This window comes from Streptomyces sp. NPDC102467, assembly GCF_044765445.1.
Lineage (GTDB): Bacteria > Actinomycetota > Actinomycetes > Streptomycetales > Streptomycetaceae > Streptomyces.
The window spans coordinates 15,369-28,913 of the sequence record NZ_JBIWKA010000029.1 but is presented as its reverse complement, the minus strand read 5'-3'; the positions used below and the strand labels follow the sequence as shown (position 1 = coordinate 28,913).

The window sequence follows — 13,545 nt, the reverse complement described above, 5'->3', positions numbered from 1 at the left end:
ACGGCACGCGCTCGGCTGCGGCCGCCGCCGGAGCCTGACACACCTCGAGGCCCTCCCCGTAGAGCTGTGGGCCCGTCTGGTCCCGGGCAGACTTCCGCTGGTGCTCGCGGGGAAGAGCGGAAATCCGGAAAAGGTACTTGCCCGGCAGTCGTTGGACGACCTGAAATCCTGCGTCTTCATGCACCGCCGCATCGCACCGAGCGGGCCTTCGCCCGAAAGGCCACCATTGTCTGCGGATCGGAGCAGCCGGTCGTCTGCCGTGCTCTCATCTCCATGCGCGGAGCATCCCAGGCAGGTCTGACAGACGATCCACTTTCGCAAAAGCCCCTGCATCGATCAGAAACTCATGGGGTTCTCGTCCAGGACGTAGCGGACGTGTGGGCCACCGAAGTAGCGGCGGACGATGGGCGGTTGGCGCTGGCGTCTGCGGAAGAAGCGACGGGTCTCCGCGGCGAGTTCGGTCCGACCGCGGGCCCGGTGCTGCTTGGGGAGGCTGTGCTTGAGGTCGGCGTTGACCAACTCATCCGGGTTCAGCTCGGGCGAGTAGGCGGGGAGGAAGTGCAGCTCGATGGCGTCGGGGTGGGCGGCGAGCCAGTCGCGGACCTTCTTCGAGCGGCGGGCGGAGTGCCCGTCGACCACGAGGTGGATCTCGTGGTCGAAGTGGCCGGTGAGCCGGTCCAGGAAGCGACACATCACCTCGGCGGTGAAGCTCTTGGTGAAGACCATGAAGTGCATCCGGCCCTTGGTACTGATCGCGGACATCGCGTTCACGGAGAACCGGTCGCCGCTCCGCCGCACGATCGGGGTTCGGCCCTTCTCTCCCCAGGTCCGGCCGGTGACCTGGTCGGAGCGGATCCCGACCTGGTCGGCGAAGAGGACCTCACCGCCGTCAGCCCTCGCCCTCGCCCTCGCACGGATCTTTGGCCAGGTCTCGGCGTGCCACTGCGCGACGGCCTCGGGGTCCTGCTCTACGTACGGCCCGCTTGTCCGGGCGCGGGAACGAGAGCTCCCGGCGCTTGAGGTACTTGCCCACTCCAGGCTCGGTCAGCCTCACCCGGTACAGCTCCGCGATCAGCTCACCGATCAGCCGACACGTCCACAGCTGCCCGCCCAGGCCCACCTCGCCGGGCCGGTGGTCGAGGACGGCCTGCCGCACGGCGGCCCGTTCAGCCTCCCCGAGTATTTGATGCACCCCGGCCGGCTTGCCGCGAGGGCGCATCAGCAGCGCTTCCCGGCCGCCTGCTTGCCACTTCGCCCACCACGTGTCGACGGCCTTCAGCGACACCCCGAAGACTGCGCCCCGTCCTCACGGTCCCGGCTCGCCACCCACGCGGCCACCGCCCGCAACCGCAGGGCTCCTGCGCCGACGGCGACAGATGTCGCGCGTCCCCCACCAGATCGCTCACACACGTCCAACAGCCCCAGAACACAAACCGTTTCGGATCAAATAGGGTGCCGCAATGAGGTTGCGCGGAGTGATCATCGCATTTTTCGTGGTCCCGCTGGCGTGGGGGGTGATCACCCTGCTGAGGGCGGCCGGGGCGACCCACGGCGGCCCGGACTGCCCGTGGCTCCAGCTGGGCGAGGACGGCGAGGAGAACCCCAGGAAGATGCGGCAGGGTTATACCTGCGTGCTCGACTACAACGACCACGGCGGCGATTCGACCGGCACGGCCACGTACCGCCAGCGCAAGTACGCTCAGGAGGTCAAGCGCGGCGAGCTCCTGGGCCAGGGCTTGCTGTACACGTTGTACGGGGCGGCGGGCACAGCCACCACCGTGATCGCCACCCGGTCGCGACGCTAGCCGCGCCCTTATTGTGCGGATGTGGTGCCCACCTCACCAGTCACTCTTGGAGAACAACATGGCCATGGGGACCGTGAAGTAGGGGGGCGGTGGTCGTGGCCGCGCTGGACGAGGAACTCAAGGCCCGGGAAGCGACGGCCCCCGCCCACCGTCCTGGACGAGAACCCCATGAGTTTCTGATCAATAGGACGGAGCCACGTATCCGCCCAGGTGCGGAACCGGACGTGCACGTCGCCGCCGTCCTTGGCAGGCTGCTGAGCAGCCGGGAGTTCCCGGCCACCGCGGTCGGTTACTACCACCTTCTCGACTGGGCACGCCAGTGCGGGACGGTGCTGCGGGCTGGGGTGGAGTGCACCGGCTCCTACGGTGCGGGCCTGGCCCGCTACCTCGCGACCCAGCAGGTTTCGGTGGCGGAGGTTAACCAGCCCGACCGATCCACCCGGCGCCGCCGCGGCAAGACCGACGCCGTCGACGCCGAGGCGGCCGGAGGATGTGCACCTCGATGCCGCGCCGGTCGGCTTCGGCCCGGATCAGGTCGAGTTGATGGCGGGCACCGTCGACGAGCACGGCCCAGTTCCGGGCGTGATCGCGATCGCGGGCTTCGGCCTGGTCGAAGACTGCCGCGAAAATATGTTCCGGTGGCTCGATCACCGAGCCCGTCAGCCACTTCGCCCTTGCCCTTGGGCCAGGTCGCACCGGCCTGGTGCCGGTGCGGCCTTCGGGCGGGGCGATGGTGTCGTGCGGGGGCCTGGGGGCCGGATTGGCGTCGAAGAGGCAGGCCAACCTGGCCAACCTCTTGCGGTGCGGCTTCTCCCCCGGAGCGAGTCGTGCGCGCATCGCCCGCGTTTGGTTCAAGTGCGCTTTCAGCGTCGCGGGCCGAAGAGCCTCGGGCCTCATCGCAATGCCCTTGCCGTCTACTTGGACGACGAGCGTGGTGGTGGCGGTCGCCGGCAAGGGGATCCGGCGCTGGTTGAAACTGTCGATGTCACAGGCCGGGGCGACGGCGAGCTGTTCAGCACGGAGGCTGGTGAGAAGGCGGGCACGAGCAGCGGCGAGCGCTGGTTCTTCACCGGCGCGATGGGGGCGGTGGCCCAGAAAACGCCGTACACACCCGAAGATCCCGAGGACGACCTGCTCGATCCTCTCGGTCCCTACAGTGCTCACGTCTACCCCGAGCAGCCGCTCGGCGGCGATATCGCGGGCACCGTCAGCGACAACGGGGTGACCGTCCATCTGCCCTGCGCCAAGGGCAGGTTGGGCGGGCAGCCGGTGGGGACACTGTGGGCGTGGGCCGGCCTCGAGGGGTCCGACTCGCCGTTCACCGAGCAGGGCCAGCTGTCCGACCATGACCGGGATGTCCTCGCGGACACCGCCGTCATCACCGCCAACCGCCTCGCCGATCGCGCGGGCTGCGCCGACCGGCTGCCGGACGCGCCGGACGACGTCCCCGCGCTCACCGAGGGCCCGACACCCGCCGCCGAGGCCGGCGGGACCTGCGCCTGGTACCGAAGCTCGGGTCTGGCACAGCGGGGCAAGTACGCGGACGGAGCGAGCTTCACCCGTTCTGCTCCGAGTTGCCGCTCGAGGACGGTGAGTTGGTGGCGCAGGGCGAGGATCTCTGCGTCCTTGCCGTGGTCGCTCATCGGCAACATTCGCAGTGCGGCGAACAGGTTGGTGAGGGTCAGGTACGTGAGGCGAAGCAGCACGAGTGCTCATCCTGCCGCACACCGGCCAGGCTCCTGATCTGCATGGACGACATTCTCGGCAGGTGCACAGCCCCGAGCCTCCGACGGGGGAGGCCTGGGAAATGTTGATGACCTTCGCGCCGTTGTCAGTTGCATATCGGATTCCCGATGCCATCGCCTTGGCGAAGACCTTGTCCGCCACCGCTGGATCGAGCTTCTCGACACGCGGGAGGCGGACGGGAGGATCTTGGTCCCAGGTGCGAGGCCGAACGCTGCCGATCCTGATCCTTCGCGCGTTCGGCCGCCGACAGTTGCTCAGCTGCCTGACGGCCGGGTTGAGCAAGTGTCCGGTGGGGGGTGGGGCGAGAATTCCTATTCCTGGACCTGCCTCGGATCGATCGGAATCTCGCGTGCCGTATTCTCGGCGCGCTCCTCGGCGCTCAACTTTCGCGCCCCGGTCCCACAGCAGCGGTCGTACTGGTTCTGCCAGTCCGTGATGAACATGTCGTAGCTGGACTGGCCGACCAGCTTCAGGTCCGACTCGTCGTTGTGCCAGATGCCGTTGCTCGTCCAGTTCGAGGAGCCGACGAACACAAGTCTGGAGTTGGCCGCACCCGCGTAACCGCCGCTGACCATCATGTACTTGTCGTGCGTGTAGTGCAGAGCGTTGCCGTTCGCGTCGGTGCCGCGGGTGGTGTCGTGCACGTCGATATTCGGCCGGTCCTTCAGGTAGCTCTGCACGCTGCCATCAACCTGGCCGGCGGTGAAGAGTATGTGGATCTTGACGCCGGTCTGTGCCAGGCTCACCAGCTTCTTCGGCAGTTCCAGATAGTTCCGGTCGCCCGGCTGCCCGTGAGAGGTCCACTCGAACATGGCGATGTTGATCGTGGCCGGCGCCTTGATGTTGTTCAGGAAGTCGACCCAGGTGTCGCTTCTGGTGCGCGCCTTGGGCCACTGGTAGGAGGGTGGGGACAGTGTCGTCCTGGCGGCTGTGCCGCTGGTGGAGTTGTAGTAGTCGGGCACCAGCGGTCCCGGGCCGTTGAGCGCCCCCTTGGCCATGGCTGTGAAGTAGCGGAGGTAGGAGTTGTACAGGTCGACGTTGCCCTTGACGGTGGCGGCACTGTTCCACGCGGTCTTGGCCTGGGAGGAGGTGGGGTTGGCGCTGCTGACGGTCACCGTTCTGTTCGCGTCGCTTCCGCCGCTGAGCATGTAGTACTTCGCGTGCAGGGCGGAGCCGGAGTAGTGGGTCAGGCAGCCGCCCGGGCACAGCGCGGCGAAGCTGGAGGCTTGCGGGTCGTTGCCCAACTCGGTGACCATCGACTGCCAGGTCGCATTGTCGCTGTGAGAGTCCATCAGCGCCTTGACGATGACGCCGCGCTGGTGCGCGGCGATCAGGGCGTTGGCGAAGTCCGGGCCCGGCTGCGTGCTGCCGATCGAGTACATGGCGACGCGTATGGTCTGCCCGCAACTGGCGCTGTTGATCGATTCGATGATCGGGCCCATGACGTTCATCTGGGAGTCGGCGTCCTCCGGGTCGCTGAAGCTCGGGCCCGGTCTTGAGGTGAACGTCCGAGACTCACAACTGAGCGGAGTCTTGGCCTTCTTGACCGCCGCGTACGCCGTTGTCGGCGACAGTGCGGTGACGACCAGCGCGGTGATCAACGTGAGCGTTCTTTTCATGGATGGGCCTTTCGCTGGGCTGTTGACGATGACGAGTCGGGTGTTGCTGTGCTGATCGACCAATGAGTGGTCGCCGAGGTGGGCCTGGCTGCCGACGTCGCAGTACCGGCCTGTCCGGCAGTTCGGTGTGACGGGCTCGCTCGTCGCCCGACCGGGTGAACTGCCTATGGTTCGCGATCAGTTGGCGGCGCTCGCTTCGAACATCGGGCAGCCGTCGTCGTTGGTGTCGCTCGCGGTGAGGGCGGCGCCCCAGCGGACGTGCGAGGAGGCCGCGGGGTCGGCGATGGTGGTGCCACCGGGCAGGCCGCAGGCCGAGCCCTTGAGGATCGCGAGGGTGCCGCCGTCGACGTCGGTACTGACCTTCTCGTGCTCGGCGCCAACCGCCAGGTCGTCGAAGCCGTCGTGGTTGAAGTCCCCGTAGGCGCTGACCCGGCCGAAGCCGTCACCTGCCTCGGAGGAGCCGGGCGCGCGGGCCGTGCCTGCCGACGCGGCGAGGAGGCCGCCGGTCAGGGGCGCCGCCGACGTGTTCGCTGTGGCGATGCGGATGCGTGTCGGAGGCGAGGCGGGAAGGCGTCCGTGCTTGGCCATGCGTTGAGCTCCTGCAGGGGACAGGGAGATCCGGCGGACATCCCGCGTCGATGAGGTACCGGTCCGTTGGTGTTTGCCCGAAGTTGTTCCAGGTGTGACCCACAGTTCGGCAAACAGGAGACTCGCAAAGGCGTCCAAGGGTTGCACGAGGAAGCGAGGGAGTAGGGAAGCAGAGAGGCAGGCAAGGGAAGTTGGAAGCGGGTGCGCCTGCCGAAAGCCTCATCCGTGCAGTCAGGCGGCGTGTCGCTATTCGTGCAGGATTTCCGCCGAGGCGGTCTCTTCGGTGTACGTCGGTGTACGTCAGGCGGTCGATCTGTGCACGGGTGAGCGGTGCGGGGACGGCGCGCAGCGGGGCTGCCTGATCAATCGTCTGGTGGGGGCGATGGAGGTTGTAGTGCAGCTTGAACTGGCGCAGCGCGTAGCGCAGATGATGTTCGTTCCAGATGCAGCAGCGGTAGCCGAGATTCGGGCACCCGCAGGCTTTCGCCGGGATGCTACGTAGCCATCCTTCAGCCCGCGTCGGCAATCGGGGCCCCGTGGCCGGTGGATACCAGGCGAAGGGTGACGATCTGGAAAGGACGCAGGGACAGCGTCACTCCGGATTCGTGGACGGCCGGAGCGGGCTCACCCCCCAGGTCCCGTTCCAGTAGATCCGTGATCCGTGCGGCGAGTACGGGGAAACCGGCCGTGAGGGTGGCCTGCGCGCGTCCGCCCTTGGACTCGTAGAGGCGGACGATCACGTCGCCCGAACGGTCGTCCGCGAGCTTGACCGCCTCGATGACGACATCGTCCTCATCGATCCGCACCAGAGGCTCCACGGCTGCGCGGCCGGGGACGGAACGTTCGGGCAGGTTGAAGTGGTACCCCTCGCGGATCGCGTCGTGGATCTCCGCGCCGAGGACCAGCGCGTAGCGCAGACGGTGTTCTCCCCGGTCACAGTCGGGGTCGGGGAAGAGCGGCGCGCGCAGGAGCGAGATCCGCGCCGTTGTGGTGGTTCCGCCGTCGGGGCGCACGTCCCTGGTCACGTCGTGGCCGTAGCTGGAGTCGTTGACCAGGGCCGCGCCCCAGCCGGGCTCCGCGAGGCGCAGGTAGCGGTGGGCACAGATCTCGAACCGGGCGTTGTCCCATGAGGTGTTGGTGTGCGTGGGGCGCCGGACATGACCGAAGGGGATCTCCGCGCTGGACTCCGCCGCGCGTACGTCGAGCGGGAAGGCGGCCTTGAGGATCTTCTCGCACTCCTGCCAGTCGATGTCCGTTTCGATGTCGAGGCGGCGGCTGCCCTCGTCGAGACGCAGCACCTGGGTGATGCGGGAGGCGTTGACGCTCCGTACGACCCGGACACCGCCGGGGACCGCGCAGACCTCGTCCGCCTCGGTCAGGTCGCGCACGGTGTTGCGGTAGAACGAGTCGACGTCCCAGGCGTCCCACTGGTTCGGGAAATCCTGGTGCAGCTGGAGGAGGTTGCCGACCGTACCGGGCGCGAGAGCCTCGCGTCCGGCCGTCAGGTCCAGGGCGGAGGTGACCAGGCCCCGGGCATCCACCGTGATGCGCACGAGGCCGTTGTCCAGGACGAACCCACCGCTCTCGACGGGCAGGGCGGCGACCGGACCGGCGGCCTGGAGACGGGGTGCGGCGCCGAGCGCGGGGACGCCGTCGCGCGTGTGCGGTGCGGCATTGAACACGGTTACGCCGCCTGCTGCTTCCCCGTCGGCATTCCCGTTCCCGCTCCCCACGAGGCTGCGCTGAGCGCTCTCGATGACCTCGCCGAGTTCCTGGGCCACCTCCGCGTACGCCTTTTCGGCCTCGCGGTGCACCCAGGCGATCGACGTGCCGGGCAGGATGTCGTGGAACTGATGGAGCAGCACGGTCTTCCACACCCGGTCGAGGAGTTCGTACGGGTACGGCCGGCCGGTGCGCAAAGCCGCGGTCGCGGCCCACAGTTCGGCCTCCCGAAGCAGGTGCTCACTGCGCCGGTTGCCCTGTTTGGTGGCGAGCTGGCTGGTGAGCGTGCCGCGGTGCAGTTCGAGGTAGAGCTCGCCGACCCAGACGGGCGCGTCCGTGTACTCCTCCTGGGCCTTGGTGAAGAACTCCGCGGGACCTTCCATCTCCAGCCGGGCCGAGCCCTCCAGGTCCTCCAGCCTTCGCGCCCGCGCCAGCATTTCGCGGGTGGGGCCACCGCCGCCGTCGCCGTAACCGAACGGGACGAGGGAACGGTTGGCCGCGCCCTTGTCCCGGAAGTTTCGCTCGGTGTGTGCGATGTCCGCGCCGGACAGATCGCCGTTGTAGGAGTCGACGGGAGGGAAGTGGCTGAAGATGCGGGTGCCGTCGATGCCCTCCCACCAGAACGTGTGATGGGGGAAGGCGTTGGTGGTGTTCCAGGAGATCTTCTGGGTGAGGAACCAGTCGATGCCGGCCAGCTTCATGAGCTGGGGCAGAGCCGCGTTGTACCCGAAGGTGTCCGGCAGCCACATGTCCTTCGTCTCGACCCCGAACTCCTCCAGATAGAAACGCTTTCCGTGCACGAACTGCCGGACCAGCGACTCCCCGCCGGAGAGATTGGTGTCGGGCTCCACCCAGAGGCTGCCGGTCGGAAGGAACTGCCCGGTGCGCACCTTCTCGACCACGCGCGCGAACACCTCGGGCCGCTGCTCCTTCAACCAGGCGAGTTGCTGTGCCTGAGACATGACGAAGCGGAAGCCGGGGTGGTCGTCCATCAGGGCGGTGACGTTCGACACGGTCCTGGCCGCCTTGCGGACCGTCTCGCGTACGGGCCAGAGCCAGGCGGTGTCGATGTGCGCGTGGCCCACGGCGGAGACACGGTGGGCGCCCGCGTGTGCGGGGGAGGCCAGCGTCGGAGCGAGGATCTCACGGGCGCGCGCGGCACTTCCGCCGATCTCCTGCAGATCGATGACGTCCAGGGCGCGGTCCACGGCGTGCGTCAGCTGCCAGCGGCGGGTGGAATCCTCGGGCAGTTGGTGCATCAGCCCGCCGAGGACGTCCAGATCCTGCACGAGCTCCCAGACGACGGAGTCGAACAGGGCGAAGTCCATCCGGTTCAGCCGGTAGAGCGGCTGGTCCGATGCCTTGTCGCCGTGCAGCCAGGGGGCGACACCACCGGCCCGGGTGGGGACGAAGGGGTCGCCCCCGGCGCCGGAGTCAAAGATCACCGGGTTGGCGGCCGCCTCGACGTAATAGACGAACTCCTCGCCTCCGCGGGCGGATTCGGCGATCGGGAGCCAGGCGTTGCGGGGATTGAGGGCCTTGACCGGTGTTCCGTCGGCCCGGTACACGAGGCCCTCGGCGGAGAAGCCCGGTTGAGTGGTGCCGAAACCGAGGTCGAGAACCGCCTCCACCCGCTGTCCGGCCCAGGCGGCGGGAACGGTGCCGCTGACGCGGAACCAGCTGGTGGACCAGGCGGGTCCCCACATCGCGCCGGTGCGGACCGGTTCGTACGGTGCCGCGATTCCTTCCGACACGGGCACCGGCTCACCGGTGACATTCCATATCGCGACGTCCAGCGGAAGGCTTTCGCGGTACACCGCGGGGCGCAGGCGCTGGTCCAGCACGCGGGCGAGTCGGCGTTCGGTGACCGTTCGGTCGTTGTGCATGGGATCTCCGTGAGGGAGTACGGGGAGGCAGAAGGACAAGCCGGTGCCGTGGAAGGCATGGCAGTGGCCGGGTCAGCGCGTCCCGTAGCGGATGACGTGGGTGGGCACGACGGTTCTGCGCGCCGGGATCGGCTCGGCGGACGAGCCGTTGATCCGGTCGATGAGCATCTGGCCCGCCCGCCGGCCGATCTCGTCGGCGTCGTACGAGACGATGGTCAGCGGCAGGCCGAGCACGTCCGCCAGATCGAAGTCGTCGAAGCCGGCGAGCGCGACCGGCCTGTCGAGCGCCCGTACGGCGCGGATGGCTCCCTGCGTCAGGCGGTTGTTGGTGCAGAAGAGAGCCGTCGGCGCGTCGGGTGCGTCAAGGAGCGCGTGCGCGGCGGCCTCGGCGGTGGGCACATCGGTCAGGCCGCGCCGCACCTGGCTCTCGTCGGGCTCGATCCCGGCGCTCTCGTGGGCGGCCCAGTATCCGCGGAAGCGTTCCGCGCCGGTGTACAGGGCGGGCGGATTGCCCAGGAAACCGATGCGGCGGTGACCGTCCGCGATGAGTTGTCCCGTGGCCTGTTCGGCGCCGCCGAAGTCGTCGACCAGAACGCAGTCCGCGTCCATCCCGGCGGGCGGCCGGGATGCCAGGACGATCGGGATGCCGCGCAGCGCCGCGGGGGCGAGATGACGGTGGCTGCTGCCCGCCGGGACGACGATCATGCCGTCGACCTGACGGGACGCCAGGTCCTCGACGAGCCCGCGCTCCTTGTCCACCTGCTCCGCGGTGTTGCTGAGCAGCACCCGCAGGCCGTGCTCGGACGCCACCTCCTGCACACCGAGAGCCAGCCGCGAGTAGAACGGGTTGGCAAGGTTGGTGACGACCAGTCCGATCATCTCGCTGCCGCCCAGACGGAGACTGCGCGCCGTCTCGTTGCGCCGGTAGCCGAGTGTTTCGACGGCGGCGAGCACGCGCTCTCGTGCGGCCTCGCTGACTCGGGAGTCGTTCTTGAGTACCCGGGAGACGGTCATGGCGCTGACACCGGCGCCGGCGGCCACGTCGCGCATCGTCGGGGCGCCACCGTCACCCGATCGGTGCTGTGCCATGGGCGGTTCTCCTGCGGGGTCGTCGTCTGGCCGGTGGGTGGCGAACGCCGTCATTCTAGGTCCGCACCGGGGGAGTTCCGGCGGACCTGTGCAGCGCCCAGTGGGCGGCGCCGATGAGTGGTGCGTCGGCATTGCGCAGGGCCGTGACGGTCAGGGGCGCGGTCCCCGGTGCCCACGACTCGAATCCTTCGCGGATGGCGGGCCCCACGAGGTCCCACGAGCCGGTCATCGATCCTCCGACGACCAGGAGGTCGGGCCGGAACCGCGCGCACCACGGTGCGAGCGCCCGCCCGAGCGCACCGAAACAGTGCCGGACCGTACGCACGGCGTGTGCGTCGCCCGCGCGGGCCGAGCCCGCGATGTCGTGCACGTCCGGGAGGCGTTGCGTATCAGGCACCGCGGCGGCCTGGGCGTAGAACCCGCGGATCGCCCGTCGTGAGACCACCTCCTCCAGCGGGAGCCCGTCGACGGCCAGCCGGTGCGCCCTGCCGCCGGGCGGCACGTCGGGGCCCTCCACGACCGGGTGCCCGCCGTCCAGGAAGGAGGAGCCGATGCCGGTCCCGAGCGTGATGCACACGGCCCGGCGCCGCCCGGCGGCCGCACCCGCCCGGTACTCGCCGATGGCGAACGCGTCGGCGTCGTTGACGAAGCTGATGCCGCTCGGGGCGCCCGGGAGCCGTCTCAGCAGTTCCGTACCCACGTCCACACCGTGCAGCGACTCGAACTTGCCGATTCCCCGGAAGCGCCCGATACCGGCGGCGTAGTCGAAGGGGCCCGGTATCGCCACGCCCCAGTGAGCGGCCGCCGGGACGTCCACGCGGTCGGCGACGGCGGCGATCACGTCGAGGAGCTCACCGGCCGGCGCGTCGGCGGGGACCGGATGGCGTACGACCGAGAAGGGGACGGGCAGTCCGCCTTCGGTGTCGATGACGGCCGCTGTCACATGAGTGCCGCCGATCTCCAGCACGGGAACGCGGCTCATACCTGCGTCACCAGGGACTTCACCACGTGCACCGGACGGCTGCCGACGGGGTGCAGCCGGTAGGGGCCGACGGACGCCGGCACCGTGAGGGTCTCGGCGAACGCGAGCTCGTGACGGAGCCCGTCGGCGGTCTCCACCACGATTCCGTCACCGGCCGAGACGTTGAGGATGTGAAAGCGGCCCGCGGTGTCGTCCTCGGCGGCCTCCGGCCCCTCGATCACGAAGCGGTGCACCGCATAGAACATGTCGGGCAGCGCACCGATGAGTTCCTCGCGCCAGCCACGGCCCTCGCGCAGGGTCCGCGGCTGCTGGACGAGGTCCTTCAGGACGTCGTCACCGCGCCGCGCAGCGTCAAGGTTGGCGAATCCGTGCGCGTACGAGAGCGGCCGCGGCGCCCCGGAGGTGCCCTTGCGCAGCCAGTCGTAGAAGCGCAGGGAGTAGAGGTAGGGCGTGGCGCTGATCTCCAGGACCACGTTGCCCTCGCCGGACGCGTGCGGGGTGCCGGCCGGGATCATGAAGAGCTGGCCGGCGTCCGCCGGGTGCCTCATGACGTGGTCCTCGACGCGCAGCGGGAGCCCGTCCGCCGCGGCCGCCTCGACCTCCTTGCGCATGACGTCCACGTCCGTACTGTTCCGCAGGCCCAGATAGACCTGTGCGCCGGGTTCGCTCGCGGTCACGTAGTAGGTCTCGTGCTGGGTGTACGGCCAGCCGAACGTCTCCCGCATGTACTGCTCCTGCGGATGCAGGTGCAGGGAGAGGTTGCCGCCGCCGACCGTGTCGAGGTAGTCGAACCGGATCGGGAAGGACGTGCCGTAGCGGCGGTGGACGTCCACGCCGAGGAACTCCTCGGGGTGGAGTTCGCAGAGCAGTTGGAAGGGGATCTCCACCTGGGCCGCTTCGTCCTGACCGACCAGGATTCCGGCTTCGGGGGCGATGAGCTCGTAGCCGAGGGCCGTGTTCCCGCCCCGGGGTTCGAAGCCCAGCTCCCGCGCGCCCCACTGCCCGCCCCACGGTGTGGAGTTGAAGAAGGGGCGGGTGCGGACGGGGCCGGTCGCCAGGGTTGCGAGAGTGGCCCGCAGGGCGGCGCCGTCCAATGAGGCGGGGCCCTGCTCGCCCTGCAGGTCCACCCAGCGGTCGACCCGGTGGGCGAAGGCGTCGCGGTGGCGGTCGCCGACGGGCCAGTCGGTGTAGAAGAGGCTGCGCAGCTCACCGCGGGTGTGGGGGCGGCCGAGGTTGGCGCCGAGCGGCAACTTCCCTTGGGTGACGGCCTCCTCCGCGTACCGCTTGGGCAGGTCGGCCCACCACAGCAGGTCGGGCTCGGCGAGGGCAGCTCCCGGGCCGAAGACCAGAAGCACGCCGGCGCGCGGGCGCTGCTGAACGGGGGGCGTCTCGAAGAGGTCGCTCATGGAGAACTCGGCGAGGGGCAGGAAGAACGGGTCCGCGTCCACGTCCGGGACGCAGAGCCGTTCGACGGCCTCCGCGGACCAGAGGTCCCGCACGTCGCACAGGGTGACGTCGGCACCTCGGGCGCGCAGCGCGGCGGCGAGGGAACCCGCGGCCTCCTCCCAGTCCAGTGCGGCGGGCCCGTCGAGGGCCAGGACGGTGGAGGTCGTCGGCAGGTCCGCCACAGCGGCCGCCCATCCGGAGACGACGGTGCCGCCGGTGGCGGCGTACCGCGGGTTGCGTTCGTAGGGACGGGGCTTGTGCACAGATGCTCCTGAGGACGGGGACCGGAAGGCGACTAAATGGTATCGATAACATTCCACGCGAACAAGGTGGCCGGGTTGACAGCTTCAGAACACCGTACTGAAGTGCAGATTTATCGGATTCGCAGGAAAACCCTTGTCTCGGACATGTGGTGTCGTTAACATTCCGGCAATCCGGAGCGTGAAGACGCCTGACGTACGCGCATCCGGTGGATCTCCGCACCGCACCCCAGAGCCACGGATCCCCGCCGGGATCCAGAGGGAAGTGAACCCATGAGATCAACCGGCGCGACGACAGAGCAGTCGTCTCACCCGCTTCGCCGGCGCACCGTGCTGGCGGGCCTCGGAGCAGGCGCGGTGGCCGCGCTGGCCGGGGGTTGCGCACGGGGCGACAGCACAGCC

General features: G+C 69.1%; 9 protein-coding genes and 2 pseudogenes. 3 read left to right on the top strand and 8 right to left on the bottom strand.

The features are described from left to right. Positions 1 to 336 precede the first annotated feature (336 nt). Both ACIREE_RS39455 and ACIREE_RS39450 read right to left on the bottom strand, forming a co-directional pair. Positions 337 to 1,038, bottom strand: coding sequence for an IS630 family transposase (locus ACIREE_RS39455; RefSeq protein ID WP_404163880.1), 702 nt, complete (start codon positions 1,036 to 1,038; stop codon positions 337 to 339). Next, positions 1,028 to 1,219: pseudogene (locus tag ACIREE_RS39450) on the bottom strand (IS630 family transposase); the annotation flags it as partial. The gene ACIREE_RS39455 and the pseudogene ACIREE_RS39450, both read right to left, overlap by 11 nt. A 256-nt stretch (positions 1,220 to 1,475) precedes the next feature. Between ACIREE_RS39450 and ACIREE_RS39445 the strand changes: the two are divergent. From ACIREE_RS39445 to ACIREE_RS39435, 3 genes and pseudogenes are all read left to right on the top strand, one after another. After that, positions 1,476 to 1,805, top strand: a complete 330-nt coding sequence (locus ACIREE_RS39445; RefSeq protein ID WP_404163822.1) for a hypothetical protein — start codon at positions 1,476 to 1,478, stop codon at positions 1,803 to 1,805. 89 nt (positions 1,806 to 1,894) lie between these two features. Beyond that, positions 1,895 to 2,230 (top strand): annotated as a pseudogene (locus ACIREE_RS39440) (hypothetical protein); the annotation flags it as partial. Between the two features lie 67 nt (positions 2,231 to 2,297). Continuing rightward, positions 2,298 to 3,548, top strand: coding sequence for a hypothetical protein (locus ACIREE_RS39435; RefSeq protein ID WP_404163886.1), 1,251 nt, complete (start codon positions 2,298 to 2,300; stop codon positions 3,546 to 3,548). Between the two features lie 314 nt (positions 3,549 to 3,862). Here ACIREE_RS39435 and ACIREE_RS39430 read toward each other — a convergent pair whose 3' ends face one another. The 6 genes from ACIREE_RS39430 to ACIREE_RS39405 all read right to left on the bottom strand — a co-directional run bounded on the left by ACIREE_RS39430 (position 3,863) and on the right by ACIREE_RS39405 (position 13,146). Continuing rightward, on the bottom strand, positions 3,863 to 5,170 hold the full coding sequence (locus tag ACIREE_RS39430) for a phosphatidylserine/phosphatidylglycerophosphate/cardiolipin synthase family protein (protein WP_404163819.1): 1,308 nt from the start codon (positions 5,168 to 5,170) through the stop codon (positions 3,863 to 3,865). A gap of 177 nt (positions 5,171 to 5,347) precedes the next feature. Then, positions 5,348 to 5,758: an FG-GAP repeat protein gene (locus tag ACIREE_RS39425; RefSeq protein WP_404163816.1), complete on the bottom strand. Its 411-nt coding sequence runs from the start codon at positions 5,756 to 5,758 to the stop codon at positions 5,348 to 5,350. Positions 5,759 to 6,267: 509 nt separating this feature from the next. Beyond that, positions 6,268 to 9,366, bottom strand: coding sequence for an alpha-mannosidase (locus tag ACIREE_RS39420; protein ID WP_404163813.1), 3,099 nt, complete (start codon positions 9,364 to 9,366; stop codon positions 6,268 to 6,270). Between the two features lie 72 nt (positions 9,367 to 9,438). Continuing rightward, a complete protein-coding gene (locus ACIREE_RS39415; RefSeq protein WP_404163810.1) occupies positions 9,439 to 10,455 on the bottom strand; it encodes a LacI family DNA-binding transcriptional regulator in 1,017 nt (338 codons plus the stop codon). Between the two features lie 55 nt (positions 10,456 to 10,510). Then, positions 10,511 to 11,437, bottom strand: a complete 927-nt coding sequence (locus tag ACIREE_RS39410; RefSeq protein WP_404163807.1) for an ROK family protein — start codon at positions 11,435 to 11,437, stop codon at positions 10,511 to 10,513. Beyond that, the gene (locus ACIREE_RS39405) at positions 11,434 to 13,146 is read right to left on the bottom strand and encodes a class I mannose-6-phosphate isomerase (RefSeq protein WP_404163805.1); all 1,713 of its coding nucleotides are present in this window, start codon (positions 13,144 to 13,146) and stop codon (positions 11,434 to 11,436) included. The genes ACIREE_RS39410 and ACIREE_RS39405 overlap by 4 nt, the downstream gene beginning before the upstream one ends. Positions 13,147 to 13,545: the final 399 nt, after the last annotated feature.

Coding starts and splice junctions, on each gene's coding strand:
- ACIREE_RS39430 (WP_404163819.1), bottom strand. CDS start 5,170: ATGAAAAGAACGCTCACGTTGATCACCGCGCTGGTCGTCACCGCACTG.
- ACIREE_RS39425 (WP_404163816.1), bottom strand. CDS start 5,758: ATGGCCAAGCACGGACGCCTTCCCGCCTCGCCTCCGACACGCATCCGC.
- ACIREE_RS39420 (WP_404163813.1), bottom strand. CDS start 9,366: ATGCACAACGACCGAACGGTCACCGAACGCCGACTCGCCCGCGTGCTG.
- ACIREE_RS39415 (WP_404163810.1), bottom strand. CDS start 10,455: ATGGCACAGCACCGATCGGGTGACGGTGGCGCCCCGACGATGCGCGAC.
- ACIREE_RS39410 (WP_404163807.1), bottom strand. CDS start 11,437: ATGAGCCGCGTTCCCGTGCTGGAGATCGGCGGCACTCATGTGACAGCG.